Raw genomic sequence first — 24,208 nt, 5'->3', positions numbered from 1 at the left:
CTCCACCAGGAGCCTGACCAGAATGTCCATCATCGTCGTATTTCTCCTTATGGCCAGTCTTCTTGCCGGTCCTGTCGTGGCTGCTGGCAGGCATCGGGGCCACCGCTGGCAGGCATGGCGATGGACGCGCGGCCAACAGCCCCGTACTCCCAGACACGCGGCACGCGGACAGCAGCCCGGCGATCCCCATGGGCCACGACAGGGAGCTCGGCGCATACCGACGAAAGCCAGGACCCGGCGACCGCCGGGCGAAATGGGCTGCCTCGCCGGCGGCATCTGAGCAAAATGCTGGGACATGACATCCACCAGACAGCTTTTTCTGGACGTCGCGGCATCAGCCGCCGCGCTGCTGCGCGCTCCTGCCGTCGCCACTCGCTGGAATGCGGACAGCGCCCTGCCGGAGTTCACCGTCAGCGGGCTGGCCGGGCATCTCGCCTGGCAGGTCACCATTGTTTCTCGGCTGCTCGCCGACCATGAGCCCGACGCGAAGCCCACCAGCCTCCTCGAGCACTACACCCAGGCGGTATGGATTGGCGCTTCCCTCGATGATGATCTCAACGTGGGCATCCGCCAGATCGGGGAGGCGACGGCCGCGGGCGGTCCGGATGAGCTGGCGGCCCGCGTCGAGGCTGCCATCGAGGAACTGCACGACCTGCTGCCGGCCGAGCCCGCCGGCCGGATCGTGCGCATGGCGTCGCACGTGCTGTCCCTTGACGACTTCCTGACCACCCGGATCCTGGAAATCGCCGTGCACTCGGACGATCTGGCCGTCAGCGTGGGCATCCCGACGCCGGAGCTGCCGGCTGCCGCCACCGACGCGGTCCTGGTGCTGCTGACCCGCCTCGCGGCCCACCGGCACGGGCCCACCGCGGTCCTGCGCGCACTCAGCCGCCCCGAGCGTGCGCCGGCCACGATCGCGGGAATCTGACGTTCCGGGAGCCCGTAGCTCGCACCACCGCGCCGGCACCGTCAATTCACCTTAAGCAAGATAAAAGGGGCGCAGAGCTGCCTGGCAACCCGCAAGAAGTAAGGGTTTTGGTCGTCGGCACGACCAAAACCCTTCGCTCTTGCGACTCGCCAAACGGGGTCACCGGGCCACCGGGCCGCCGGGCCGCCGCGCGTCAGGAAACGTCGTCGTAGCCCTCGCGGAGGGCGAACCGGGTCAGCTCGACCCGGTTGCGGAGCTGAAGCTTCGCGAGCACGTTGTGGACGTGGTTCTGCACCGTCCGATGCGACACGCCCAGCTGGCGGGCCGCGTCCCGGGCGGACAGGCCCTTCGCGACCAGCCTGAGCACCTCGACCTCCCGCGCGGTGAGTCGCGGTTCGGCGGCCGCGCCCAAGCCGGCAGCCGAGCCCGGCTCCCGGGACGCCCGGGACGCCCGGGACGCCCGGGACGCCCGGGACGCCCGAGACGCCTCGCCGAGAACGAGCGCGGCCAACCCCGCGGTGAAGACGGCGGCCCCTCGCGCGGTACGGCGAACCGCGTCGATGAGTTCCTCGGGGCGGGCTGACTTGAGCAGGTACCCGGATGCCCCGGCCTTGACGGCGTCCAGCACGTCGGCCTGTTCCCCTGAAGCGGACACGACCAGCACCGAAACCGGCGCACCGGTCAGGGCGTTCGGGGCCTCCGCCGTGCCGACCAGGGCGCGGATCACCTCGACGCCAGGACCGTCCGGCAGGCCCAGGTCCAGGACGACGACCTCGGGCCTGGTCGCCGCCAGAACGAGCAGCGCCTGCGCGACGGAACCCGCCGTGCCCACCACCGAGAAGCCGGCTTCGGTGAGGTCCCGGCTCAACGCCTCCCGCCACAGCGGATGATCGTCGACGACGACTACCCGGCCGCCCTGGCCTGCACCGGCTTCAGCGTGGGACACGCAGCTCGACCTCCGCTCCCTCACCGGGACGCCCGGTGACGGCGACATCGCCGCCGAGCTCTCGGATCCGCCCGCGGACGGAGACCGCAAGCCCGAGCCGGCCCTGCGCGGCGGCCTGCTCGACCCGCCCGGGCTCAAGGCCGACCCCGTCATCACGAACCGTCACGGTGACCGAGTCGCCGTCGTCCTCAAGCAGAATCCACGCCGACGCCCCGGGACCGGCGTGCATGGCCACATTGTCCAGCACCGCACGAACGGCTGCGACGATCTCGTCCGCGCGCTTCCTCGGCAGGGGCACTGGCACGCCCGGAGTCGAGACCGTCAGCGGCGGCGGCTGGTCATCAGCCGTGCCCGCAGCCATCGCCGGCTTCCTGCGAGCGATCGTCATCAGCAGGGCCCCGAGATCCGCCTCGTCGGGCTCGGGCCGCGAAGTTCTCCCCCTGCGGCCTGGCCCGGCTGCCCGCCGGCCGCGATCTCCCAGATCTTCTGGATCGACCTGCACGGCCGTGCCCGGCGCCCGCAGCAGATCACGCAGCGCTGTCTCCTGATCGGCGGCCAGCCTGGCGACGTCGGCGGCGGGCAGGCCTCGCTCGGCCTCGCGGGCGATCAGGGAGAGGACCTGCAGCACTCCGTCGTGGACGTCGCGGGCGAGCCGCTCCCGCTCGGCGTCCCCGGCCCGCGCGGCCAGCAGGCGCGCCAGGGCCGACTCGGCGCGGAACGCGGTCTGGCTGAGGTAGCCGACGACGGCTCCCGAGACCACGAAGAGAACCGCCGGACGTATCGAGGCCTGGCTCACCGAGCCGGTCGCGACGAAGGACGCCACAGCCAGGACCACACCGCCGGCGACGCCTCCCACGGTTCCACCGACGAGCGCGGCGCTGAACACACCACTCGCCGTCCACAGGGCGGGAAGGACATCCCTCGACCCGGCCGGGCTCACCGCGCCGGCCGACAGCAGGACCGCGACGCACACCACGACATCCGCCGCGACCAGGTAGTCGCGCAGCCGGGGCCACCGGCGGTCGGCCGCGGGCGCGAACAACGACATGACCGCCGACCAGAGTGCCACCGCGACGAACCAAAGCAGACCGGGGAGCATGGACGTGGGCTGCCCGAGGTCACGACCGACCGTCACGACCGCATAGCACGCCGCCACCAGACGGAATACGGCGAGCGAACGCCACAGCGCGCCGCGCACACCGTTCGGCCCACGGAGGTGGGCCGAACCCGGTGGCCTGCGCACCGGACAAGTGTCGCAGAACGTGCCGATTCGCGTTTTCCACCAGGAGTTGGCGTGGATCATCCCAGCCGGTCGGTCGCGGGCTGCCAGGGAAAGATGACTGCCGGGGAAAGATGAGTACGGATACTCAGGCCGGGTGGGGCGGCCGGGCCGACACTGTGCTCATGACCACGACCAAGGCCCCCGTACCTCGGACGACGACTGCTTTCCTGGTCCAGGCCGCGCTTTCCTTCAGTATCTCGGTGATCGCGGTCATCTACGCGATCGCGCACCTGCCGGGCGACGCCTGGATACGCGGTTTCCTCCTGCTCGGCATGCTTTATGTCGTCACCTCGACGTTCACGCTCTCGAAGTGCGTCCGTGACCACCAGGAAGCTTCCGCCGTCATCAGCCGGGTCGACCAGGTGCGGTTGGAGCGGCTCCTGGCCGAGTACGACCCGTTCAAGCAGCACGTGATGCCCTGACCACCGCGCGGTGGTCAGCCGCTGGGCAGGTCGCGGCGCCGTAGTCCCGCGAGACCGGCCGCCACGAGCACGGCGGCGAGAACGGTGAGCAGCGACAGCGGCAACACAGGTACCGATCCGCCGGCCGAGCGGCTGGCGTGGGTGAACGGTGAGACGTCCAGCAGCCAGTGGCTCGCCCCCGCCGCGGTACCGAACAGGCCGATCAGCAGGCAGCCGGCCCACGCCGCCCAGCTAACCGCCCACAGCCGGGGGAACACGCCGAACAGCATCACCGCGATCGCCGCGAGCACCGCGACGGCGGGCAGCTGTGGCGCCGCGAGCCGCACCAGGTGCGACAGCGCACCACCGACGCCGTCATCACCACCATCACCGCCACCACCGCCACCGCCACCGCCACCGCCGCTCAGCCCGTGGATCAGCCCCGTGACGATGCTGGCGGTGAACAGTGCGGCGGTCGGGCCCAGCGCGGCGAACACCAGATGGGACGCCGCCCACCGCAGCCGGCCGGCAGCCGTGGCCAGCACGGGCTCCGCCCGGCCGGCGATCTCCTCGGCCCGCAGCCGCAACACGGCCTGGATGGCGTAGCCCGCGACGAGCATCGCCATGATCGACATCACGGACGCGAAGTAGGCGTCGATGATCCCGGACCGGCCACCCAGCCGGGTGAAGACGTCCCGCAGCCCCGGGTTGTCCCCCACCAGATCCCCGACGCTGCCGGCGACACCGCCGAACACCAGGCCGAGCAGGGCGGAGCCGGTGACCCAGCAGACGAGCAGCCCCCGGTGCAGCCGCCAGGCGAGGGCCAGCGGCGAACGCAACGACGGCGACGCCTGCGCCGGCCCCGGACGATCCGGCAGCACACCGGCCCCGAGGTCGCGCCGCGTGGACAGCGCGACAGCCACCCCGACGAGAACGACGACCATCCCGAATACGGGTACGCACACCCACCAGTGCCGCGCGCCGAACGGATAGCTCCGCTGAAGAAGGCCGATCGGCGACAGCCAGGAGAGCCAGGACCACCCCGCCGAACCGGCACCATCGCCACCGAGGCCGCCGCCGCCACCACCGCCACCACTGCCACCGCCACCACCGTCACCTAGGCCGCCGCCGTCGCCGACGACTCGCATCGCGTAGGCCGCGGCCACGACCGCGCACGCGATCCCGCGAGCACTGCCGGCACCCGTGGTGACCTGCGCGGCGACCGCCCCGACCGCCGCGAAGACCCAGCCGCCGAGCGCCAGCGTGAGCCCGAAGGCCAGCGATCCGCCCGTGGGCAGGCCACGGCCGGACAGGCTGACCGTGACGATCGCGGCGAGGACGAGGTTGGCGGCGAGCAGGACCGCGAGCGCCGCGGCGAGGCCGGAGTGCCGGCCGACCGCGGTCGCGCCGACCAGCTCCCGGCGCCCGGCCTCCTCCTCGGCCCGGGTGTGCCGGATGACGACCAGTGCGCTGATCAGACCGATGACGACCGGCAGGAATCCGGCCCGCCAGCACACCAGCTCACCGAGGCTGGAGCCGCGCAGCGGACCGTAGAGCGCGATGAGGGCTCCGTTTCGGGCACTCGTCGCGGCGAACTGCTGCCGCTCGGCGGCCGTCGGGTAAAGGCCCGCGAAGGACGCCGCCAGGGCGGCCGGCAGGATGCCGAGGACGAACACCCAGCACGGCAGCAGCACCCGGTCGCGGCGCAGGATCAGCCGGATCTGCGTTCCGGTGCCGGCCAGGCGGCTCATGGCCGCGTGCCGCTGCGGTCGTGCGCGCCCGTGCGGTCCCGTGCCCCCGTACGGTCCCGTGCTCCCGTACGGTCCTGCGCGCCCGTGCGGTCGTAGTGCCGCAGGAACAGCTCCTCGAGGGTTGGTGGCTGGCTGACCAGGCCGCGCACGCCGGCGGCGGTGAGCCGCAGCAGCGCCGCGTTGAGCGCGTCGCCGTCCGCCTCGAAGCTGACCCGGTTCCCGGCCACGTCCACGTTGTGGAGGCCGGGGACACCGCGGAGACCGCCGAGAACGTCAAGGTCGTCCGCCGGGGCGGCGAGCTCGGCGCGGACGGACGTGCGGGTCAGGTGGCGCAGCTCGGCCAGGGTGCCGGTCTCGACCGAGCGACCGTCCCGGATGATCGTGACGCGGTCGCACAGCGCTTCCACCTCGGCCAGGATGTGGCTCGACAGCAGGACGGTGCGCCCGTCGCGCCGCTGCTCCTCCCGGATCAGCTCGCGGAACGTCTCCTCCATCAGCGGGTCGAGGCCCGAGGTGGGCTCGTCCAGCATGAGCAGCTCGACGTCCGAGGCGAAGGCGGCGACCAGCGCGACCTTCTGCCGGTTCCCCTTGGAGTAGGAGCGACCCTTCTTGCGCGGGTCCAGGTCGAAGCGTTCGAGCAGGTCCGCCCGCCGTCGTGGATCGAGCCCGCCGCGCAGCCGCCCGAGCAGATCGATCGCTTCGCCACCGGACAGGTTCGGCCACAGCGTGACGTCGCCGGGCACATACGCCAGCCGGCGGTGCAACGCGGTCGCGTCCCGCCACGCGTCCCCGCCGAGCAGGCGCACCGTGCCCGCGTCGGCCCGGACGAGGCCGAGGACGATGCGCAGCGTCGTGCTCTTGCCGGCGCCGTTGGGGCCGAGGAAGCCGTGCACCTCACCGGTGCGCACGGTCAGGTCCAGGCCGTCGAGGGCACGGGTGCGGCCGAAGGCCTTGACCAGCTGCTCCACCTCGATCGCCGCGGTCACTGCCGGTGCTCCTCATCCCGCGCCCGCGCCGGCTCCTCGTCCCGGGCACGCGGCGGCTGCTCATCCGGGGCACCCGCCGGCTCCTTGCCGCGCGCACGTGCCGGCCACCGGGCCTGGATCTCGTCGTACGCCGCCCGCGCCTGGGCGGCCTGCTCGGCGCTGAGCAGTGAACGTGAGTGGATGTCGACGACCGCCCGGCCGAGCCGCACCTGCCCGTCGACGTCGAGCATGTCGGTTCCGAGCGCCCGCGAGACGTGGTCGTGCAGGATGAGCAGACCTGTCTGCATCGCGACCAGCGCGGCCGCGAAGGCCCGAGGGTCGTCGTCGTCATCGGGCCCGGGCCCGGCCAGCCGGCCGGTCGCGATCCACCGCTCCGTCTCGGCGACCATGCCGTCGAACAGGCCGGCGGCCGCCGCGGAGCCGTCGACCATCGACCGGGCCACATAGCGCTGGAGCAGCAGCAGAGTGGGATGGACGGCGACCATGAACGTCGGATCGGCCAGCCGGCCGGCCACGACCGCCTCCTCCTTGATGGCCATCGCCCGTTCCAGCGCATAGGTGTCGCATGCCTCGCGCAGCGCCTCCTTCGCTCCGAAGTGGTGCCGCACCAGCCCCGACGACACTCCGGCCGCCTCGGCGACCCCCCGGATGGTCGTGGCCTCGAAGCCCTGTTCGGCGAACAGACGCAGGGCCGCGTCCCGGATACGCGCTCTGGCCGTCAGATCCACGAAATGCGGACCCGCCCGGCCGCGGCCGTCGTCATCGCCACCATCACCACCGGTAGCTCGTGTGATCGCCACTTTCCGTTCGGCCATGACGCATCCACCACCTTTCCCGCATCCGTCACTCCCGCATCCACCACTCCTGCGGCCAGGCCGTCGCTATACGCATGAGCAGCTTACTACACAGACGTGTAGCCGCCAGAACCAAGGCGTTGATCGCGGGAGCGAGGGGAAGGTCTCCTGCGCCCCGGGCCGAGCGGCCAGCGTCTGCCAGCGTCGGCCAACGCCGAGCGGCCAGACGCCGGCAGCCAGGCAGGAGGCCCAGGATGTCCACAGCCGGGCAGACGGTGCCCGAGGCGGAGCCGTTGGAGGAGGACGCCGCGCCCGATCTGTCCCGCACGCGGATGAATCTGATCTTCGGCACGATCCTGCTGGGAATGCTGCTTTCGGCGCTGGACCAGACGATCGTCTCGACGGCCCTGCCGACAATCGTGGGCGACCTCGGCGGAGCCGGCCACATGAGCTGGATCGTTACGTCCCACCTGCTGGCCGAGACGATCGCGACCGCCCTCGCCGGAAAGTTCGGCGACCTGTTCGGGCGAACCCCCGAGGGCTGTCACCAGGGCACGACTCCGGCGTCCTCGAAGAAGCCGCCGGACGGGCCGTCGTCGGGGATGGTCGCGAGCCGGATCGCGATCGCCGCGCCCTGCTCGGGGGTGCGGATGCCGCGGAAGCCGTTGAGGTCGGTCGCGGTGTAGCCGGGGCAGACCGCGTTGATCAGGATGTTGGTGTCACACAGCTCCTTCGCGTACTGGACGGTGACGGCGTTGAGAAACGACTTCGACGGCGAGTACGCGGCGGAGATCGGTCCGGTCATGCTCACGTCGGCGGATTCGCTCTGCCGGGTGATGGATCCGACGCCGCTGGACATGTTCACGATCCGCGGCGACGCCGAGCGGCGCAGCAGCGGCAGCATCGCGTTGGTGACGCGGATGACTCCGATCACGTTCGTCTCCACGACAGTCCGCACGACCGCGAGGTCGACCATGGTGGGCTGCTGCGGCATGCCGCCGGTCACCGCGGCGTTGTTGACCAGGACGTCGAGGCGGCCGGCGCGTTCCTCGACGAGTGCCGCGGCGGCGGCGACGCTCCCGTCGTCGGTCACGTCGAGCGACACGCCGAAGACGTCGAAGCCGGCCGCGCGCAGCTTCTCCACGGCGGCCTCCCTGCGCCCGGTGTCCCGGGCGCCGACGCCGACGCTCCAGCCGAGCGCGCCCAGGCCGGCCGCGATCTCGTACCCGATGCCCTTGTTCGCGCCGGTGACCAGCGCAATCGTCCGTCCGGGCTGCTCGTTCCGTTCGTTCCGTTCGCTCATGGGTCGATCCTCGGGGCGCGTCGGCGGGACCTCCAACACCGTCTGGGTGGGCAGCGATACCTCAGCGGCATCGATCCGGCAAACGGTGGCGGTACCGTCAGCTCATGGAGACGCGGGAGCTGCGTTACTTCATCGCCATCGCCGAGGAGCTGCACTTCGGGCGGGCCGCGCAACGCCTCGGGATCACGCAGCCGCCGCTGTCACGGGCGATCAGCCAGCTGGAGCGCCGACTCGGGGTGACGCTGTTGGAACGCAGCAGCCGCAGCGTCACGCTGACCGAGGCCGGGGCGGTGCTGCTGCGGGAGGGCCGGGCCGCCCTCGACGCGGTCGACGCCGCGGACCGCCGGACCCGCCGCGCCGCGCTCGCCGGAACCGGCCAGGCCGACCTGGTGCTCGTCACGAAGGCCGGCGCGTCCGGTGAGCTGCTGTCGAAGCTGCTCGACGCGTACGCCGCCGAACCAGGCGCCGCCACCGTCGACGTGATCCTCTGCGGGATCGCCGAGCAGGAACGGCTGCTTCGCGACGGGCGGGCCGACGTGGCCCTGCTGCACCGGCCGTACGACTCGACGGTCGGGTTCGACACCGAGGAGCTGTGCACGGAAGGTCAGGTCGCGCTCCTGCCCTCCGGGCATTTCCTCACCGGCCGGGCCAAGCTGCGGATGGCCGACGTCGCCGCGCTGCCCGGCCTGCCGATGCCCCGCTGGCCGGGCCGTGACGGCACCTACCCCGACGGCCCCGGGCCGCAGGTTCGGGACCACACGCAGCTGTACCAGCTGATCGCGCTCGGCCGGACCTGCACCGTCCTGCCGGAGTCCTGCCGCGTCAGCCTTCGCCCCGACATCACCGCCGTCCCCGTGCTGGACGCACCGCCGGTGACGACGGTGATCGCGTGGCCACCGCACAGCCGCTCCCGAGCCCTCGCCGGACTGGTCCGCGCCGCGACCCGCCTCTAGCCCGACGTCGGCGGCGCGCGGCCGGCGTGCGTCGGAGTACCACTAACCACCGTCTTTCGTGATCGCTTCGCGCACGGCCGGGACGACTTCGTCGGCCCAGTGGCCGAGGGAGACGGCGTCCGGCATTCCACCGCTGGACGAGAAGAGCACGAAACCCGACGCGCCGTGCTCCAGCACGGCGCCGGACAGTTCCTCGACCCACTGGTCGCTGGAACCGCCGATCCAGCGACCGTCACGGTCACGGGTCGCGGCCAGCGGCAGGTCGGTGATGCGTCCGGGGAGGTTGAAGACCGTGCGGATCTCGCGAGGATCGCGTCCCGCGGCTGCCGCCGCTTCGTCAATGACCGGCCGTGACTCCCGGTATCGCTGGCTGCGCCAGTCCGCCGCGTGGCCCGGGATCCAGCCGTCGGCCACGCGGCCGGTGGCAGCCAGGGACTTCGGTCCGACCGATCCGGTCCACACCGGCGGCGCGGCCACCGGAGTCGGCTCGATCTGGTCCACTCGGTAATGGCGGCCCTGGTGGGTGACCGGCGGGCCGCCACCGGACAGTCTCCTGACCAGGACGATCGCCTCTTCGAGGGCGTCCACGGCGTCAGCGGGTGGAAGCCACGGCACACCCAGGTCGCGGATGCGGTTCCACTGCCCGCCCGCGCCCATGCCGAGCACGATGCGACCACCGGAGAGCGCGGACAGTGACGTCACTGTCCGCGCCAGCATCGCGGCTGGCCGGGTCGGCAGGTTGGTGACGTTGGCGAAGCCCGCGAGGTGCCGCGTCCACCCGAGGACGAATCCGATGGACGCATATGCGTCCAGACGCCCACCGAGGTACGGATGGTCTGACAATGAGAAGAGATCAAGCCTGGAATCGTCGGCCCGTCGCACCAGTCGCAGCCATTCGGGACCGTCGTCGATGCCGCTGTGCGCACCGAAACCGAAGGCGACAGTTGGCAGCGGCGATGTCACGACCGTACGACTCATGATGTCAGCCTCCGAAGGCAGTAGGAAGAGCAGTAAGAACTGCGCCAGGCATTGCGGATTGCCTTCACCCACGCCTTCACCCACCCTCGCCAGCTGGTGAATGGTCAGGAAGGCCGCGCTGAGGGTGGTAGCCGCAGGGCCACCATCCCGGCGGCGGACACTGTTACGTTCGGACGGTAGCGACAACAAGCTCGGTGTTCTTGCAGGCCCCCAGCGGAATGCCGAACGCGACCGCCAGCACGTCGGCGAGGCCAAGCGAAAGGTCGGCGGGATAGAAGCGGTCGCCGGTGAACGGGATCGCGGCAAGTCCCGGCCGGCTCGCGAAGAACAGCGCGAATCCGGCAACGGTGCCAGCGCCGGCCGCGACGGTCGACTCGACAGCCGAGAACACCGAGACCTGCCGTGGGGTCGCCCCGAGCAGCCGCATCGCCGCGAACCGCTGCTCCCGCCCGGCGGCGGCGAGCCGCGTCGCCGTCCCGACGAACATCAGCACCGGGAAAAGCAGCGCCACCGCGACCACGGACAGCACCAGCGTCAGGGCGTCGGGGTTGAACCCGACCACGCAGCCGTCGCAGGCACCCGGGTCGGCCGTCGAGATCTGGTTGACCCGCTGCCCGCCGAGCCGCTCCAGCGTGGCGGGATCACGCCCGATGAGAATGATCAGCGAGTCGGGCGACGGGAGCGCGGCCGGGCCGAGGACACCGGCCTCACGCTCGGGGAAGCGGTCACCCAGCTCCCCGGACGGCACAGTGCGCAGCAGCTCGGAGAGGGCGGGTGACACATAGAACTCGCCGTCCGCGGGCAGCCGCGGGATGCCTGGCGGGACCGGGACGCCCGGCCCGAGGGAGGCGACATCGATCCGACCGATGGATTCGCTGTGGTAGTAGTCCTCGCGCAGCAGCCACCACAGTCCGTCACCCGAACCCTGGGTGGAGTCCGGCGCGATCGCCGTGTTGAGCCAGCCGTAACGCAGGTTCTGCGCCTTGACGGCGTTCATCCCGGCGAGGGTGGCCAGCAGCATGCCGACGCCGAGCGCCACCGCACCGGCGAGTACGGCGAGCCGCCCGGCGGACTCCCGCCCACCGGCCAGTCGGCTCGTCGGCGAACAGCACTTCCGGCCGGCTGACGAGGCCCCGCGCCAACGCCACCCGCTGCGCCTGGCCGCCGGACAGCTCACCGGCTCGGCGCCGCTCCAGCCCGGCGATGCCGAGCCGCTCGAACCACGGCCGCGCCTGCGCCAGCGCGGCGGCCCGCTTCGCCCCGCCGAGCAGCAACGCCAGCGCGACGTTCTCCTCTGCGGACAGTTCGGGCACGAGCTGGCCGAACTGGAACACGAACCCGAAACGGTCCCGCCGCAGGAGACTGCGCTCCGTCTCGTTCGGGCACGACCGGCTGAAGTTCGCGTCGCTCGTGTTCTCCGTGTTGGCCGTGCCCGGACCGGATGCGGGGGTGGCGGTACGCACCGCGATGGTGGTTGCCGCGTACGCGGTTCCGGGCAGCGTGACAGCCAGCGCGGTGCCCAGAACGAGTGCCGCCGCCAGCGGGGATCGCTGGGACTTCTTCGCCATCGCCTTCTTCCTCACTACCTGAATGGACAGATTTCCCGGCCGTACCACGGGAGAAATCACGAACCGTGCACGGTCGGATTCGTGGTGGAATGAAGAGCTGAAGAACTCCGGACGGAACCACCCATCGACCAGGCGAATACCAGCCCCATGACCGCGTGGCCGGTTCTCCATGCCCGGGGTGACGTCGCCCGTCGCCGGATTCTCACCGCGCACTTCCCAGGTGACCGACCCGAACGAAGTGACGACGAGCGCAACAGATCCTTCCCGCGACGCAGCCCGCGTCAGGAACAGATCCTCCGGGACGGAAACATACCCGACCGGCACCGCATCCGCGATGCGATTGCCGATAATTGCTCCGCATCTGCGTCGCGGATCGGCGTCACGCGAGGCGGGGATCGGGTCAGGGCGCGTGGCCATGACCGGGCGGCCCTCATCGACGCCCCATCGGCGCGGGGTGGGGGCGTGGTGACCGCGGCCGACGTCCGGCCCCCTCCCCTCGCGTGGTGTACCTCCCGGCGTGGGTACGTCGCCTCGGCGTGGGTCCGTCGCCGACGTTGAGGATCGCCATCGTAACGGTCCCCGTCGTATTCTTGCGCAATGGCAGAAATAGTCGTCGACGGCTATCGGGTGACGACCGAACAAAGAGATCAGGCGGGCGGCTACCGTATCCTCGTCGACGGCGCCCCGGTGCCGATGACGCTCACCAGGACCGAGACCATCATCGGCAATATCTCGACCAGCACTCGGCAAACCGAGCCGCCGCGCGCGGTCGACTGGCTCCCCGACACCGCCTGGCCCGACAGCGCCAGAATCAGCCTCCACCCCGACCGCACCGTCGACGTGTCCTATTCCGAGGAGACCGGGTACGTCTACAACACCGCGGTCTGGCGCTGGGTGAGGATTCTCCTGACCTTCAACCCCGCCTACACGCACGTCGACGTCTCCTGGAATCACACCGCCGACGTCTCCACCTGACCATCACGCACCCTGGTGGCGATGCGGCGCGTCAGGCGCGGGCGGTGTACCTCTCAGGGCGTAGCAGCCGGGACCTGAGAGGTACGCGGCGGTCGCCGAAGATCGGTCTCGCGGTGGTCGGCGGGGCCCTCGAAGATCCCTAGCGTTCTGGGACGTCAGCCGGCCGCCGGCCGGACGTCGACGACGGACGCGGGGTACACATGATCGAGGCGCGTGGGCTCACCAAACGCTACGGGGAGAAGGTCGCGGTCGAGGATCTCTCCTTCACCGTCAGGCCGGGGGTTGTCACCGGCTTCCTCGGGCCGAACGGTGCCGGCAAGTCAACCACCATGCGGATGATCCTGGGCCTGGACCGGCCAACCGGCGGCACCGCGCTCATCGACGGCCGGCCCTACCGTGAGCTGGCCGCACCGATGCGCCACGTCGGGGCCCTGTTGGAGGCGCGGGCGATCCACACCGGGCGCAGCGCCGCCAACCACCTGCTTGCACTGGCCCAGACGCACGGCGTCGCCCGGCGGCGGATCGACGAGGTGATCGAACTGGTGGGACTGCGCGACGTCGCCCACAAACGGGCCGGCGGCTTCTCCCTGGGGATGGGCCAGCGGCTCGGCATCGCCTCCGCCCTGCTCGGCGACCCGTCGACGCTGATCCTCGACGAGCCGGTGAACGGGCTGGACCCGGAGGGCATCCGCTGGATCCGCGACCTGCTGCGCGGGTTCGCCGCGCAGGATCGCGCCGTGCTCGTCTCGTCGCATCTGATGAGCGAGATGGCGCTGACCGCCACCGAGCTGATCGTGATCGGGCGGGGCCGGCTGATCCAGGAGACGTCGGTCGCCGACTTCGTCCGTGCCGCCTCCGGGAACCGGGTGCACGTCCGTTCGCCGCACGCCGCGGCACTCGCCGAGATTCTGGTCCGGGAAGGCGCGACGGTCACCGCGACGCCCGACCCGGCAACCACCCGGCTGCCCGCCGACCCCCCGGGCCACCAGCCCGCCCACCAACCCGCCCACCGGTCCGGCCCGACGCCGGATCAGGTGTCCGCGGCGATCGGGACCGCCGAGACGATCGAGGTCGCGGGCCTGGCCAGCGCCCGGATCGGCGAGCTGGCCCGCGCCGGCGGGATCGCCCTGCACGAGCTCACCCCCCGCCTCGTCTCCCTCGAGGACGCGTTCATGAACATCACCCGCGACGCCGTCGAGTTCACGAACGCGGCACCGGCCGGTATCGGAGCGAACCGATGAGCACCCAGTTCACAGATCCCCGGGACGGTCGGACGATCACGGCCCCCGCCAACGGCAGGGACGTCGCAGACCCGGCGAACGCGACCGGTTCGGCGAACGGGACCGGCACGAACGGGACCGGCACCGCCAGCGCGACCGGAGCGGTGAACGCCGCGGGCCCGGCGGGTGACGTCGTCTTCCTCGGCCTGGTCCGATCCGAGTGGACGAAGTTCCGGTCGTTGCGGTCCACCTGGTGGACCCTGGCCCTCACCGTTGCCGCGATGATCGGCCTCGCGGTCCTGCTCTGCGCGATGGCCGCCGACGACGGGACCACCCTCGACCCGGAGTACGCCGACTTCGACGCGACCGCCCCCAGCCTCGGCGGCGCGCTGCTGGCGCAGATCACGATCGGCGTCCTCGGCGTACTGATGATCACGGGCGAGTACACCACCGGAATGATCCGCGCGACGCTGACCCTGGTTCCCCGACGGCTACCGGTGCTCTGGGCCAAGGCCGTCGTGTTCGCCGGTGTCGCGTTCGCCCTGACGCTGGTCACGGGTCTGCTCTCGTTCACCGTCGGCCAGGCGATCCTCGCCGGCGATGATCTCAGCGTCTCGATCGGCTCGCCGGGCGCGGCGCGGGCGATCCTCGGCTGCGCGTTCTTCCTGACCGCGGTGGGGCTGCTCGGCCTCGCCATCGGCGCACTGCTGCGCAGCACCGCCGGTGCCGTGTCGGCGCTGCTCGCCGTCCTGCTCGGGCTGCCGATGGTGGTGGGCCTGCTGCCCGCGAGCATGCAGTCGATCAACCGGTATCTGCCCGCCTCGATCGGCGAGGTCCTCATCTCCACCCAGGGCTCCGGCAACTCGTTCTCCCCCGGCACCGCCGCGGTGATGATGACCGTCTACCTGGTGGTGACGCTGGTCGCCGCCGCCATCGTCCTGGCCCGCCGGGACGTCTGAGCACGGCCACCTCCGAACACGCCCGCGGGGTCAGCGGTCGGCGGTCGGCGTCGGCGTCGGCGGTCGGCGAGCCAGCGGTGGGCGGCGAGGCTGTGGGCGAGAGGAGGATGAGCGGCATGAGCACGGCGGAGCCGCCGGATGTCCCCGGTGTGGTCTTCGGACGGATGCGGCACGGGCGGCTGGGCCGGGCTCTGCGGGCCCATCCGGTACTCGTCGACTCCGCCCTGGCCGCGATGCTGGGTCTCGTCGCGCTGCCGCCCACTGTCGATCTGACGGGTCCGTCTGTCGGGGCTCTGCTGCTCACCGTCGCGTCGGTCGCGCCGCTGTGCCTCCGGCGGCGCCATCCGATCGCGGTCTTCGCGGCCTGCGCGGCAGCCGCGGCCCTCCAGCTCCTGCTGTGGGTTCAGAGCTTCGGCACCATGTCGCTGCTGATCGCGTTCTACACGGTCGCCGCGCGGCGGCCGCGGCGGATGGCGGCAGCCGCGGCCGCGGCCCTCACCGCGCTGGTCGTCTGGTTCTGCGTCGGCCTGCCCGGCGCCCGCTTCTACGACCGGGTCGCTGCCGCGGTCTTCCTCGGCGCGCTCGGGATCACCGCCGGCGTGCTCGGCGTGAACATGAACACCCGGCGGGCCTACCTCACCGCCCTTGCTGACCGCGCGGCCAGGCTGGAACGGGAGCGGGACCAGCAGGCCAGACTCGCCGCGGCCCGGGAACGGGCCAGGATCGCCCGCGAGATGCACGACATCGTGGCGCACAACCTCTCCGTCATGATCGCGCTGGCGGACGGGGCCACCTTCGCCCTGCGCGGCCCGGCACCGTCGCGTACAGCCGCGGGCCCAGCCACGAACGTCGACGAGGGGACGGCGCGTGCGACGCGGGCGGTCGAGCAGGTCTCGGCCACCGGCCGTGAGGCGCTTGCGCAGATGCGCGGACTGCTCGGCGTCCTGCGCGACGAGCGGACCGAGATCGAACCGCCGCCCTCCGCGGCGTCCGCGGCCTCCGCGGCCGGGGTAGGGGCGGGAACCGGGGTAAGAGCGGGAGCAGGGGTAAGAGCGGGAGCCGGGCACACGGCCGGCATCGCAGACCTGGCCGCGATCGCGACCGCCATCGCCGATCCGAGCGGCCCCGCCGAGACCGCTCCGCAACCGGGAATCGGCGACCTCGACGACCTGATCGACCAGATCCGGCAGGCTGGGCTGACGGTGCGACTGACCAGTTCTGGAAGGCGCCGAACGCTCACCGCCGATGCGGAGCTCACCGTGTTCCGCATCGTCCAGGAGTCGCTCACCAATGTTCTCAAGCACAGCGGGCCCGGCACGCGGGCACGGATTCTGCTGCGTTACGACGCCGTCGGTGTGGACGTCGAGATCGTGGACGACGGCCGCGGGGTGCCGGCCACCGGTCCGGCGCCGACCGGCGGACGCGGAGTTCAGGGCATGCGGGAACGCGCCGCTCTGCATGGCGGGACACTGACCGCGGGGCCGGTCACCGGACGACACGACGGATGGCGGGTCACCGCTCGGATCAGAGCCGCGGACAGCTCCAGCCCGCACCATCCTGATCCGGGCACGGCGCGGGAAACGCTGGAGGCGGGGAAATCTTGACGACGACCGTGCTCCTGGTCGACGACCAGCCACTGCTGCGGATGGGCTTCCGCATGGTGCTGGACTCGCAGCCGGACCTCAGAGTGGTCGGCGAAGCCGGGGACGGTGGCACCGCCGTCCGGCTCACCGCCGAGCTGGCCCCGGACGTCGTCCTGATGGACGTGCGGATGCCGGGTGTCGACGGGATCGAGGCGACCCGGCGGATCGTCGCCTCCGGCGGCGCCTCGAAGGTGCTCATCCTGACCACGTTCGACCTCGACCGATACGCGTTCGCCGGGTTGCGGGCCGGTGCCAGCGGATTCCTGCTCAAGGACGTCCCGCCGGACGACCTGCTCGCCGGCATCCGCACTGTCGCGGCCGGGGACGCCGTCGTCGCGCCGAGCACCACCCGGCGGCTGCTCGACGGTTTCGCGCACCGCCTGCCCGACCTGGACGACAGCGGATCCGGTGCCGGTCACCGCCCGTTCGGGGCAGGACCCGGCCGGGACGGAGCTGACAGGCTCGCTCGGCTCACCGACCGCGAGCGCGACGTCCTCGGTGAGGTCGCGGCCGGCCTGTCGAACGCGGAGATCGCCACCCGGCTCGTCCTCGCCGAAGGAACCGTGAAAACCCACGTCGGCCGCATCCTCGGCAAACTCGAGCTTCGCGACCGGGTGCAGGCCGTCGTCTTCGCCTACGAGATCGGCCTCGTCCGGCCCTCGGCCAACCCACCCCGCCACCCGGACTGACCGCCCGCCCTGCTTCCATGGTGGAAAGGTGCTGATGAGGAGGCCGGGGCGCGGTGCTCAGAGTGGCGACGGTCAATGTGAACGGCATTCGCGCGGCCAGGCGGCGGGGAATGGGCACGTGGCTGGAGGACCGGCGCCCGGACATCCTGTGCGTGCAGGAGGTGCGCGCCGACGACGCGATCCTGGCGGACGCGGTCGGGCCGGGCTGGCACATCGTCCACGAGGCGTCGGCGGCGAAAGGCCGGGCCGGGGTCGCGGTCCTGTCCCGGGCGGCGCCGGTGGACGTCCGGCTGGGGCTCGGCGACTTCACCGGCAGTGGCCGATGGGTGGAGGCGGACTTCTCGCTGGACGGCGATCCCGGGCTGCTGACGGTGGTGTCCGTGTACGTGCACACCGGCGAGGCCGACACGCCCCTGCAGGAGGAGAAGTACCGTTTCCTCGCCGCGATCCGGGAACGCATGGCGAAGCTGGCCGCGGACGGTCGGCACGTGCTGGTGTGCGGTGACCTCAACATATGCCACCGCGAGATCGACCTGAAGAACTGGAAGGGCAATCTGAAGAAGGCCGGATTCCTTCCCCAGGAACGGGCCTGGCTCGACCAGCTGTTCACCGATGACGGTTTCGTGGACCTCGTGCGGAACTTCGCGGGAGAGCAGCCCGGCCCATATACGTGGTGGTCGTGGCGAGGTCGGGCATACGATACCGACGCCGGCTGGCGCATCGACTATCTGATCTCCACCGGCCAACTAGCCGAACGGCTCCTGTCCGCCGCCGTCGACCGGGCGCCGGCATATGACCAGCGCTGGAGTGATCACGCGCCGGTATACACCGACTTCGACGTTTAGGAGTGTGACCCTGCCGTCGTCATCGCCGACGCCGGCCGAGCACGCGCCACGGCTCGGATGCCAACGAAGCCGCGGCGCGACCCGACCGACGCACCGCGGCCGGAATCATCCCTCTGTTTCGGATCCCTGGAGTCAGGTGCAGAGAATATTGCCGATTTCCGAAATCCATCGGAGCATCGACGCTAGTGGCTGCCGAGCCAACCCGGCGGCGTGGATCCCGTCTGCCCACCCGACCGCGCCGGGTCTACCCCTCGCCAGACGGCGTGCCCCTTTTTCCATCCGCCTTCATCTGCTTCGCGCCAAAGCGAAGTCCTCCGACCTGGGCCTATCCAGTTCGGCACCATGCCGCGACTCGAAGAGTCGACGACTTTCGTCGCCCCAGAGCCCGTCGCAGAATCCCGAGCTTCGGGCCTCCACTGCCGCCACTGCCGCCGCTGCTTCTGAGCAAGAAGTGAGGATCCTGGCTGCAAGAACAACTGAAATCCTCACTTCTTGCGGAGCATCAAGCGACTCCGCGCCCCGTTTGCACCTATTGGCGTGATTGTTGGCGCCGCACGGCGGCGTGGGATCACCGGTGGGCCGCCGTGCGGCGGGCAGGTTCTTGCGAGAGGGCAAGGGCGACCCGACGGGCCTGCCCAGTCGGCATCCTTCTGACCTGCGGTTCTCGCTTTCAGTGGTTGTCACTGGCGGACGCCACCTTCCACCCGCCTGCGGATTGCCCGCGGGCCGCGGGCCGCAGGATGGCGAATCGCGGACCCGCCACTCGGATCGGCCGGCGCCCCGCCACGACGCCGACGGCTCGGCAGCGTCGAGTCGGGATGGGGACCCTGGGATCATCGGACTTGCTGCTAGATTGCTAGCATGCTAGAGTGGCGACCGTGGGCGACGAGGACGTCAAGCAGTTCAACGTGTACCTGCCGATCGGGCTGATCAAGCAGGTCAAACACCATGCCATCGAGTCGGGGCTGTCCCTCTCGGCGCTCGTCGCCGAGGCACTGCGCGCCTACCTTGACGACGCCCGCGGGCAGCGACCGTCAGAAACGGAGACCTGACATGACGACCGAAGGAATCGAAGCCGTGTTCCTGGAGACCCACAACTGGGGCAGGGCGGCAGGGTTCTTCCAGGCGCTGGGTTTCAAGCTGGAGTTCGACACCGGTCACAACTCCGGCCAGCTTCGCAACGGCGACGGCCCCTACGTCTTCATCGCGGAGATGCCCGAGTCCCGGGAACTCCAGGCGCCGCGCATCGTACTGAAGGTGCCTGACGCGGACACCTTCCAGCCCGACCCCGCGGTTGACGTCGTCACCCCGTTCGAGGACACCCACTGGGGCACCAGGGAGATGACTGTCCGTGATCCCGACGGGCGTCTCTGGAGTCTCCAGGCCCCCGGCCGAGCGGGTCTGGGGACGTGAACTCATGACAGGCACTGACCCGCGGAGCACCGCGCCGGAGAGCACCGCCGTTCGCGTCGCCCTCTGGCGGGCGATGCACGTCCAGGTCGACCCGCCGCCGCACGTCCTCGCCGACGAGATCGGCCTGCGCCTGGCCGCCCCCGACGGCGACTGGCGCGCCCGGCCGGACATGAGCCCGCAGGCCACCAGCGGATTCCGGGCGTCGATCGTGGCCCGCGCGCGTCTCATCCAGGACCTCGTCACCGAGAAGGCAGCCCAGGGCGTCGACCAGTACGTCATCCTCGGCGCCGGTCTGGACACGTTCGTCCAGCGCGAGCCGGAGATCACCGCCCGCCTGACAGTGTTCGAGGTCGATCAGCCGGGCCCCCAGGCGTGGAAGCGCCAACGCCTGATCGAGCTGGGCTACGGCATCCCGGACGGGCTGCGCCTGGTCCCCGTCGACCTCGAGGCGGACGGGGACTGGCCCGCGCACCTGACCGCCGCCGGCTTCGACGCCACGCGGCCGGCAGTCTTCGCCTCGACCGGCGTGACCATGTATCTGTCCAAGGAGGCCACCGCCGCCACCCTGCGCCAGATCGCCGGGCTCGCCCCCGGCTCGACGGTCGCGATGACGTTCCTACTGCCGCCCGAACTGCTCACCGATGACGCCGACCGCGCCGGGCTCGACGCGTCCAGGAAAGGCGCGCAGGCCTCGAACACCCCGTTCATCAGCTTCTACACACCCGACGAAATGCTCGCGACGGCCCGCGAGGCGGGCTTCAAGGATGTCAACCACATACCGGGCGCGACGCTCGCCGAACGCTACTTCACCGGCCGGCCCGACGGCCTCCGCCCATCAAGCGGCGAGGACGTCCTGGTAGCCAGTACCTGAACCCGCCACCGTTTCAGGCCGCCCCCGCCTCGGCCAAAGCGCGCTCATGAGTACGTGTACTCATGACCGATGTGGAGGTGGGGGATGTAGTCGACCGTATGAGGCACATCAGGGCACATATCGCACCGGTCACCATGGCGGCGGTCATGACGGCGTGCGGGCTGGTCGCCGGATGTGGCCGCGCCCCGGACACGAAGGCCACTGCGCTGCCGCCGAGGGTGTCCGCGCCGGCCACCCTCGCGGCCGACGGCACGGTTCCATGGGTGGACGAGCCGGCGGCCGACTCCAAGTTCACCCGGGCGGCACGCCCCCGCCGGACCATCACGACGGACCGTCACTGCCAGGCCTCCGACCTTGCCGCCGTCCTGCCCGCCTGGCAGGACCGGACCCCACACGTCGACCCGAACGCCGACGACCAGGAGTCTCGCGCCATCCGGCGGACCGGTCCCTACGGCCTGATGGTCTCCCTGGGCGACGCCGCGCGGGAGGCGGTGAACACCAGGTCCACCTACCGCCTCAACACCCGGCCCGTGTCCGTCCTGGCAGCGAAGGCCAGCCAGGACTTCCGTTTCCGGGTCACCCTGCCCGCGGCCATCACCCAAGGCCGCGAGCTCAGCGTCTCCTGGCAGCCGGGCGGTCCCGAGATGGAGCCCGCCGGAACATACGCGTCCTTCACCGTCACCGCTCGATGAACACCCGAGTCACGAGGACGCCCGAGGCCCGACGCCCGCGCAAACCGACTCGCCCGCCTCGGCGCACTCGAACGGCGATCAGCCGTCTCCCGCACTGGCCGCATCGGACCCACCCCCCACATGACTGCGCGCGCCCCGACGCCACATCAGTGACGGTCGCGAGAACGACAGAGCGCACGCGAGTTGTGCGCCGGGCAGCAGCATGGTCCCCGGCCGATCCGCCGGCGGTGTCGGGCCACGACACCGAAAATGGTGGGTCACGACCTGCGAGGAGCTCCCGTGAACCTGGTACTCGTGACTGGAGGACGCCGAGCGGGAATGGTGGGCGCGTCCTGCCGGGTCGCCGTCGCCGGCTCCGCACTGGCCTTCCTGCTGGGCGCGTGTGGGGGGTCCGACGGTACGGACACGGATGTCGCCGTCACGCCCAGTCCGTCAGCTCCGGTGACCGCGACGGCGGCCGGCGCGGACCACTCGTCGTCCTACGGATCGCACCCGTCGACCACGACGGCCCCGGCCGCGGATTCGGGGAGCGCGACAGCGGGCAGCGCGACAGCGGGCAGCGCGACAGCGGGCAGCGCGCCGAGCGCCACGACCGTGACCATCGAGAACTTCGCGTTCAGCCCGAAGACCCCGACATTCAAAGTGGGGCAGACGATAACCGTCGTCAACAACGACAGCGCACCACACACGTGGACATCCGAAGCCGGCGGTTTCGACACCGGCAAGCTCGAGAAGGGCCAGCGCGCAACGGTCACCCTGAGCAAGGCGGGAACCTTCACGGTGATCTGCCAGATCCACCCGTCGATGACCGGAACGGTGACCGTCACAGCCTGACGCAGTGGCCTGACGGATTCAGCCGACGGCTACTTCTCTCCCTGGTTCCGCCACCAGTCGCTCCGCATCAGCCCGCGCAGGACGTCCACTGCCGCAGGCGGTAGGACCGGGGTGCCATCTTCGGGGTTCCTGGGCATGCGGTCGGATTTCGGGTCGACGACTCCGATGGCCAGATCCTTGATCGTCTGGGTGAAGGCGTCCACAATCCTGGCGACACCGGCCAGCGCCGGATCCTGGGCAAGGCCCGAGCGCGCGCCTCCGAGCAGGTGGTCCGGCAGCGACGTCAGCATCCGCAGGGTCTCAGCGCGCAGACTGTCGAGCTCGGGGCCGCCTCGGTCCATCCGACCTCGGTCGAGCAGGGCGAACAGGGCCGGTGAGCCTGGCGGAATGTCGTCGACCCGCTTGCTGATCACGCGGACGAACATGTCGGGGTCAGGCAGGCGGGGCAGCAGATCGATCGCCGCGAGCAGACGCCGTTCCGGGTCAGCCCGGATGATGTCTCCAATCGCCTCAGCCAGTTCCGGGTGCGCGGGCAGTGCCCGGCCGAGCACTGTCAGCGCGGTCACGGCCTGATCCGGCGTGGCCGCCTTCGCGATGGTCTCGGCGAGCGACGGCGACTGGGCCAGCGCCACCGCCGCGATGTGCTCTCCGTAGGCACTGGGGCACAGCGCCTCGACCGCCCACCGGCCGGCGTACTGGCGACGAAGCTCGTCCAGCAGGCTCCGCAGCTCGCCGGGGCTGGCCTGAAGCAGTTCCGGCAGCATCGCGGCCAGTGCTTCCGCGTCGTCGGCCGAACCGGGACGCAGCAGGGTGGCCGCGGTGATGACCTGGGCCGCGAGCCCGGTGCCAGGGCCGGTCGCGGCACCCGCGCCCGTGCCGGCGGGGTTGGGCCACCGTGTCCGTTCGTGCCGGCAGAGTGTCGTCAGCGGGCTCTCGGCCGGCCGCGCGACGGGGGCATCCGACAGAGCCGCCAGCAATGCCGCCGTGTGCACGTCCAGCACCGTGTCCACGTCCTCGATGTCGGCCCACGGGCCGGCGTCGGGTGCGGCGCCCGTCGCGGTGCCCAGCTCGGCGGCGAACGCGGAGCGGGCGGCAGCGAAGTGAACCTGCCTGGCGTGCGGGCCGGGGGCCAGCGGCGTAACCGTCTGTGGTTCCGCTCGCTCGAACATGCCAGCGACCTGAGTGTCCGGCAGGGCCAGCTCGCGCAGGCCCCGGAGCAGGGCTTCGGTGGCCTGGGTCAGCAGAAGCAGCCGGCTCGCGGTCGACCGGCCCACCAGCGCGCGTGCGATCGCCACTGTCTCATCCGGCCTGAGCTCCGCATCCTCGATGATCACCAGGGTGGGTGCGCCAGCGGTGCGCAGGTATCCCAACCGGGCCGCGCTCAGTGGTGACCCCGATCGGGCCAGGACGGTCAGCCACCCTTTGGCGGTCAGATCCTCGCCGATCTGCATGGCGAGCCGAGTCTTGCCCGAACCGGCTGGACCGGTCAGCAGGCGAGCCGATTCCCGCTGCCGCTGCGTCGCCCAGGACCGCAGAGCGGCGCGGTCCCCGTTGAGCTCCACAAAGGGCACCACCAGGTATTCGGCGCGTAGCAGAACGCTCGGCGCACAGTCCGCCGCCCGTTCCGGCGGCGGCGCGTCGAAGACCGCCCCCGGCCCGCCCTCCCCAGGTGGCGGCCCGCCCGGGCCCGCGGCGGCCGCGCGCGCGAAAACCTCGTTGCCGGCAAACCACTCGGCGGCCACCGCCAACAGGCTGGCCCGGCCATCGCCGACGAAGCGGGCACGCTCGTCCAGGCGAATTCCCGCCGCCAGCACGTGCGAGACCTCGCGCCAGAACTGTTCCGCCGACTCGACGTTCCAGATCGGCTGGCGGCCCCGGCTCACACCGGCCGCCTCGAGGAGCTGGCGAGCCTCGACTCGGCCCGGGCACGCCTCAGCGAGCGCCTTGATCTCCGCGTCCGACAGACGGTCCGGCATGAGACCTCCCCTGATCCGGCACCGTCACCGGACGTACCGATCAGTGTCGCACCGTGTCCGATACCACTGATCAGACCCCTGCCGGGCATACCGCGCTGATCGGATCGCGGCCAGGTCTCGCCACAGACCGTGCTCGAAAGTCTCGGAAGGCTCGGAACGGCGGAGCGAGGTCACCTTGTAACACAAGTGCTACCCTGAATC

25 protein-coding genes and 1 pseudogene are annotated in these 24,208 nt (G+C 71.2%); 15 read left to right on the top strand and 11 right to left on the bottom strand.

The genetic code is table 11. The annotated features are described in order from the left end of the window. Nucleotides 1–295: 295 nt before the first annotated feature. Nucleotides 296–928 carry a maleylpyruvate isomerase N-terminal domain-containing protein gene (locus tag FREUN1FDRAFT_RS08635; protein ID WP_006539621.1) on the top strand — a complete coding sequence of 211 codons (633 nt, stop codon included), beginning with the start codon at nt 296–298 and terminating at the stop codon, nt 926–928. A gap of 193 nt (nt 929–1,121) precedes the next feature. Here the strand turns inward: FREUN1FDRAFT_RS08635 and FREUN1FDRAFT_RS08630 are convergent, their stop codons facing one another. Next, the gene (locus FREUN1FDRAFT_RS08630) at nt 1,122–1,874 is read right to left on the bottom strand and encodes a response regulator transcription factor (protein ID WP_006539620.1); all 753 of its coding nucleotides are present in this window, start codon (nt 1,872–1,874) and stop codon (nt 1,122–1,124) included. Then, nucleotides 1,861–3,117 (bottom strand): MacS family sensor histidine kinase, encoded by a 1,257-nt coding sequence (gene macS, locus FREUN1FDRAFT_RS08625; RefSeq protein WP_035950901.1) that lies wholly within the window; start codon nt 3,115–3,117, stop codon nt 1,861–1,863. The genes FREUN1FDRAFT_RS08630 and macS overlap by 14 nt, the downstream gene beginning before the upstream one ends. 161 nt (nt 3,118–3,278) lie before the next feature. Between macS and FREUN1FDRAFT_RS08620 the strand changes: the two genes are divergently transcribed. Then, nucleotides 3,279–3,578 carry a YiaA/YiaB family inner membrane protein gene (locus FREUN1FDRAFT_RS08620; protein ID WP_035950898.1) on the top strand — a complete coding sequence of 100 codons (300 nt, stop codon included), beginning with the start codon at nt 3,279–3,281 and terminating at the stop codon, nt 3,576–3,578. Nucleotides 3,579–3,592: 14 nt separating this feature from the next. On the opposite strand, the gene FREUN1FDRAFT_RS45020 is transcribed toward FREUN1FDRAFT_RS08620, so the two are convergent. From FREUN1FDRAFT_RS45020 to FREUN1FDRAFT_RS47640, 3 genes are read right to left on the bottom strand one after another with little or no spacing between them, the layout of a single operon-like run. Then, nucleotides 3,593–5,308: an ABC transporter permease gene (locus FREUN1FDRAFT_RS45020; RefSeq protein ID WP_006539617.1), complete on the bottom strand. Its 1,716-nt coding sequence runs from the start codon at nt 5,306–5,308 to the stop codon at nt 3,593–3,595. Beyond that, on the bottom strand, nt 5,305–6,294 hold the full coding sequence (locus tag FREUN1FDRAFT_RS08610) for an ABC transporter ATP-binding protein (protein ID WP_006539616.1): 990 nt from the start codon (nt 6,292–6,294) through the stop codon (nt 5,305–5,307). Before FREUN1FDRAFT_RS08610 ends, FREUN1FDRAFT_RS45020 begins: the two co-directional genes overlap by 4 nt. Continuing rightward, nucleotides 6,291–7,109 carry a TetR family transcriptional regulator gene (locus FREUN1FDRAFT_RS47640; protein ID WP_006539615.1) on the bottom strand — a complete coding sequence of 273 codons (819 nt, stop codon included), beginning with the start codon at nt 7,107–7,109 and terminating at the stop codon, nt 6,291–6,293. Before FREUN1FDRAFT_RS47640 ends, FREUN1FDRAFT_RS08610 begins: the two co-directional genes overlap by 4 nt. 233 nt (nt 7,110–7,342) lie before the next feature. On the opposite strand from FREUN1FDRAFT_RS47640, the pseudogene FREUN1FDRAFT_RS46040 reads away from it, so the two are divergent. After that, a pseudogene (locus FREUN1FDRAFT_RS46040) lies at nt 7,343–7,618 on the top strand (MFS transporter); the annotation flags it as partial. A gap of 14 nt (nt 7,619–7,632) precedes the next feature. Here the strand turns inward: FREUN1FDRAFT_RS46040 and FREUN1FDRAFT_RS08595 are convergent. Then, on the bottom strand, nt 7,633–8,391 hold the full coding sequence (locus tag FREUN1FDRAFT_RS08595) for an SDR family oxidoreductase (RefSeq protein ID WP_006539613.1): 759 nt from the start codon (nt 8,389–8,391) through the stop codon (nt 7,633–7,635). A 104-nt stretch (nt 8,392–8,495) separates the two neighbouring features. On the opposite strand from FREUN1FDRAFT_RS08595, the gene FREUN1FDRAFT_RS08590 reads away from it, so the two are divergent. Then, a complete protein-coding gene (locus FREUN1FDRAFT_RS08590; RefSeq protein ID WP_006539612.1) occupies nt 8,496–9,344 on the top strand; it encodes a LysR family transcriptional regulator in 849 nt (282 codons plus the stop codon). A gap of 42 nt (nt 9,345–9,386) precedes the next feature. Here FREUN1FDRAFT_RS08590 and FREUN1FDRAFT_RS08585 read toward each other — a convergent pair whose 3' ends face one another. The 3 genes from FREUN1FDRAFT_RS08585 to FREUN1FDRAFT_RS41205 form a co-directional block, all read right to left on the bottom strand. Further along, a complete protein-coding gene (locus FREUN1FDRAFT_RS08585) occupies nt 9,387–10,322 on the bottom strand; it encodes an LLM class flavin-dependent oxidoreductase (RefSeq protein ID WP_006539611.1) in 936 nt (311 codons plus the stop codon). Nucleotides 10,323–10,485: 163 nt separating this feature from the next. After that, nucleotides 10,486–11,343 (bottom strand): FtsX-like permease family protein, encoded by an 858-nt coding sequence (locus FREUN1FDRAFT_RS08580; protein WP_157474469.1) that lies wholly within the window; start codon nt 11,341–11,343, stop codon nt 10,486–10,488. Further along, nucleotides 11,237–11,890, bottom strand: a complete 654-nt coding sequence (locus FREUN1FDRAFT_RS41205) for an ATP-binding cassette domain-containing protein (RefSeq protein WP_232295101.1) — start codon at nt 11,888–11,890, stop codon at nt 11,237–11,239. The genes FREUN1FDRAFT_RS08580 and FREUN1FDRAFT_RS41205 overlap by 107 nt, the downstream gene beginning before the upstream one ends. A gap of 597 nt (nt 11,891–12,487) precedes the next feature. Between FREUN1FDRAFT_RS41205 and FREUN1FDRAFT_RS08570 the strand changes: the two genes are divergently transcribed. The 10 genes from FREUN1FDRAFT_RS08570 to FREUN1FDRAFT_RS08525 all read left to right on the top strand — a co-directional run bounded on the left by FREUN1FDRAFT_RS08570 (nt 12,488) and on the right by FREUN1FDRAFT_RS08525 (nt 21,197). Further along, nucleotides 12,488–12,865: a hypothetical protein gene (locus FREUN1FDRAFT_RS08570; protein ID WP_006539608.1), complete on the top strand. Its 378-nt coding sequence runs from the start codon at nt 12,488–12,490 to the stop codon at nt 12,863–12,865. A 200-nt stretch (nt 12,866–13,065) separates the two neighbouring features. Further along, entirely contained in the window at nt 13,066–14,106 is a 1,041-nt protein-coding gene (locus FREUN1FDRAFT_RS08565; RefSeq protein WP_006539607.1) for an ATP-binding cassette domain-containing protein, read from the top strand. Then, on the top strand, nt 14,103–15,044 hold the full coding sequence (locus FREUN1FDRAFT_RS08560) for an ABC transporter permease subunit (RefSeq protein WP_006539606.1): 942 nt from the start codon (nt 14,103–14,105) through the stop codon (nt 15,042–15,044). Before FREUN1FDRAFT_RS08565 ends, FREUN1FDRAFT_RS08560 begins: the two co-directional genes overlap by 4 nt. A gap of 116 nt (nt 15,045–15,160) precedes the next feature. Next, the gene (locus tag FREUN1FDRAFT_RS08555) at nt 15,161–16,648 is read left to right on the top strand and encodes a sensor histidine kinase (protein ID WP_006539605.1); all 1,488 of its coding nucleotides are present in this window, start codon (nt 15,161–15,163) and stop codon (nt 16,646–16,648) included. Continuing rightward, nucleotides 16,645–17,376: a response regulator transcription factor gene (locus FREUN1FDRAFT_RS08550; protein WP_006539604.1), complete on the top strand. Its 732-nt coding sequence runs from the start codon at nt 16,645–16,647 to the stop codon at nt 17,374–17,376. The genes FREUN1FDRAFT_RS08555 and FREUN1FDRAFT_RS08550 overlap by 4 nt, the downstream gene beginning before the upstream one ends. Nucleotides 17,377–17,429: 53 nt before the next feature. Further along, nucleotides 17,430–18,221 carry an exodeoxyribonuclease III gene (locus FREUN1FDRAFT_RS08545; protein WP_006539603.1) on the top strand — a complete coding sequence of 264 codons (792 nt, stop codon included), beginning with the start codon at nt 17,430–17,432 and terminating at the stop codon, nt 18,219–18,221. Nucleotides 18,222–19,099: 878 nt separating this feature from the next. Continuing rightward, on the top strand, nt 19,100–19,273 hold the full coding sequence (locus tag FREUN1FDRAFT_RS08540) for a CopG family transcriptional regulator (protein WP_006539602.1): 174 nt from the start codon (nt 19,100–19,102) through the stop codon (nt 19,271–19,273). Nucleotide 19,274: 1 nt separating this feature from the next. After that, the gene (locus FREUN1FDRAFT_RS08535) at nt 19,275–19,634 is read left to right on the top strand and encodes a glyoxalase/bleomycin resistance/extradiol dioxygenase family protein (protein WP_006539601.1); all 360 of its coding nucleotides are present in this window, start codon (nt 19,275–19,277) and stop codon (nt 19,632–19,634) included. Nucleotides 19,635–19,638: 4 nt separating this feature from the next. Further along, on the top strand, nt 19,639–20,505 hold the full coding sequence (locus tag FREUN1FDRAFT_RS08530) for a class I SAM-dependent methyltransferase (protein WP_035950826.1): 867 nt from the start codon (nt 19,639–19,641) through the stop codon (nt 20,503–20,505). A gap of 98 nt (nt 20,506–20,603) precedes the next feature. Then, nucleotides 20,604–21,197: a hypothetical protein gene (locus tag FREUN1FDRAFT_RS08525; RefSeq protein WP_035950824.1), complete on the top strand. Its 594-nt coding sequence runs from the start codon at nt 20,604–20,606 to the stop codon at nt 21,195–21,197. Between the two features lie 479 nt (nt 21,198–21,676). Here FREUN1FDRAFT_RS08525 and FREUN1FDRAFT_RS47375 read toward each other — a convergent pair whose 3' ends face one another. After that, the gene (locus FREUN1FDRAFT_RS47375) at nt 21,677–21,799 is read right to left on the bottom strand and encodes a hypothetical protein (protein WP_255348198.1); all 123 of its coding nucleotides are present in this window, start codon (nt 21,797–21,799) and stop codon (nt 21,677–21,679) included. Here FREUN1FDRAFT_RS47375 and FREUN1FDRAFT_RS46035 point away from each other — a divergent pair. Next, nucleotides 21,792–22,031, top strand: a complete 240-nt coding sequence (locus FREUN1FDRAFT_RS46035; protein WP_232295099.1) for a cupredoxin domain-containing protein — start codon at nt 21,792–21,794, stop codon at nt 22,029–22,031. The genes FREUN1FDRAFT_RS47375 and FREUN1FDRAFT_RS46035 overlap by 8 nt on opposite strands. 29 nt (nt 22,032–22,060) lie before the next feature. Here the strand turns inward: FREUN1FDRAFT_RS46035 and FREUN1FDRAFT_RS08515 are convergent, their stop codons facing one another. Then, nucleotides 22,061–24,007 (bottom strand): effector-associated domain EAD1-containing protein, encoded by a 1,947-nt coding sequence (locus tag FREUN1FDRAFT_RS08515; RefSeq protein WP_006539597.1) that lies wholly within the window; start codon nt 24,005–24,007, stop codon nt 22,061–22,063. Between the last annotated feature and the right edge of the window lie 201 nt (nt 24,008–24,208).

Source organism: Parafrankia sp. EUN1f, from assembly GCF_000177675.1.
Taxonomy (GTDB): domain Bacteria; phylum Actinomycetota; class Actinomycetes; order Frankiales; family Frankiaceae; genus Parafrankia.
The sequence above is the reverse complement of the archived record's forward strand: the minus strand, read 5'-3'. Positions and strand labels throughout refer to the sequence as shown.

Excerpts from the sequence above, each read along its gene's own strand:
- FREUN1FDRAFT_RS08635 (WP_006539621.1), top strand. The coding sequence starts at position 296 with ATGACATCCACCAGACAGCTTTTTCTGGACGTCGCGGCATCAGCCGCC.
- FREUN1FDRAFT_RS08620 (WP_035950898.1), top strand. The coding sequence starts at position 3,279 with ATGACCACGACCAAGGCCCCCGTACCTCGGACGACGACTGCTTTCCTG.
- FREUN1FDRAFT_RS45020 (WP_006539617.1), bottom strand. The coding sequence starts at position 5,308 with ATGAGCCGCCTGGCCGGCACCGGAACGCAGATCCGGCTGATCCTGCGC.
- FREUN1FDRAFT_RS47640 (WP_006539615.1), bottom strand. The coding sequence starts at position 7,109 with ATGGCCGAACGGAAAGTGGCGATCACACGAGCTACCGGTGGTGATGGT.
- FREUN1FDRAFT_RS08595 (WP_006539613.1), bottom strand. The coding sequence starts at position 8,391 with ATGAGCGAACGGAACGAACGGAACGAGCAGCCCGGACGGACGATTGCG.
- FREUN1FDRAFT_RS08590 (WP_006539612.1), top strand. The coding sequence starts at position 8,496 with ATGGAGACGCGGGAGCTGCGTTACTTCATCGCCATCGCCGAGGAGCTG.
- FREUN1FDRAFT_RS08585 (WP_006539611.1), bottom strand. The coding sequence starts at position 10,322 with ATGAGTCGTACGGTCGTGACATCGCCGCTGCCAACTGTCGCCTTCGGT.
- FREUN1FDRAFT_RS08580 (WP_157474469.1), bottom strand. The coding sequence starts at position 11,343 with ATGCTGCTGGCCACCCTCGCCGGGATGAACGCCGTCAAGGCGCAGAAC.
- FREUN1FDRAFT_RS41205 (WP_232295101.1), bottom strand. The coding sequence starts at position 11,890 with ATGGCGAAGAAGTCCCAGCGATCCCCGCTGGCGGCGGCACTCGTTCTG.
- FREUN1FDRAFT_RS08570 (WP_006539608.1), top strand. The coding sequence starts at position 12,488 with ATGGCAGAAATAGTCGTCGACGGCTATCGGGTGACGACCGAACAAAGA.
- FREUN1FDRAFT_RS08565 (WP_006539607.1), top strand. The coding sequence starts at position 13,066 with ATGATCGAGGCGCGTGGGCTCACCAAACGCTACGGGGAGAAGGTCGCG.
- FREUN1FDRAFT_RS08560 (WP_006539606.1), top strand. The coding sequence starts at position 14,103 with ATGAGCACCCAGTTCACAGATCCCCGGGACGGTCGGACGATCACGGCC.
- FREUN1FDRAFT_RS08555 (WP_006539605.1), top strand. The coding sequence starts at position 15,161 with ATGAGCACGGCGGAGCCGCCGGATGTCCCCGGTGTGGTCTTCGGACGG.
- FREUN1FDRAFT_RS08535 (WP_006539601.1), top strand. The coding sequence starts at position 19,275 with ATGACGACCGAAGGAATCGAAGCCGTGTTCCTGGAGACCCACAACTGG.
- FREUN1FDRAFT_RS08530 (WP_035950826.1), top strand. The coding sequence starts at position 19,639 with ATGACAGGCACTGACCCGCGGAGCACCGCGCCGGAGAGCACCGCCGTT.
- FREUN1FDRAFT_RS08525 (WP_035950824.1), top strand. The coding sequence starts at position 20,604 with ATGAGGCACATCAGGGCACATATCGCACCGGTCACCATGGCGGCGGTC.
- FREUN1FDRAFT_RS47375 (WP_255348198.1), bottom strand. The coding sequence starts at position 21,799 with ATGGTCACGGTCGTGGCGCTCGGCGCGCTGCCCGCTGTCGCGCTGCCC.
- FREUN1FDRAFT_RS08515 (WP_006539597.1), bottom strand. The coding sequence starts at position 24,007 with ATGCCGGACCGTCTGTCGGACGCGGAGATCAAGGCGCTCGCTGAGGCG.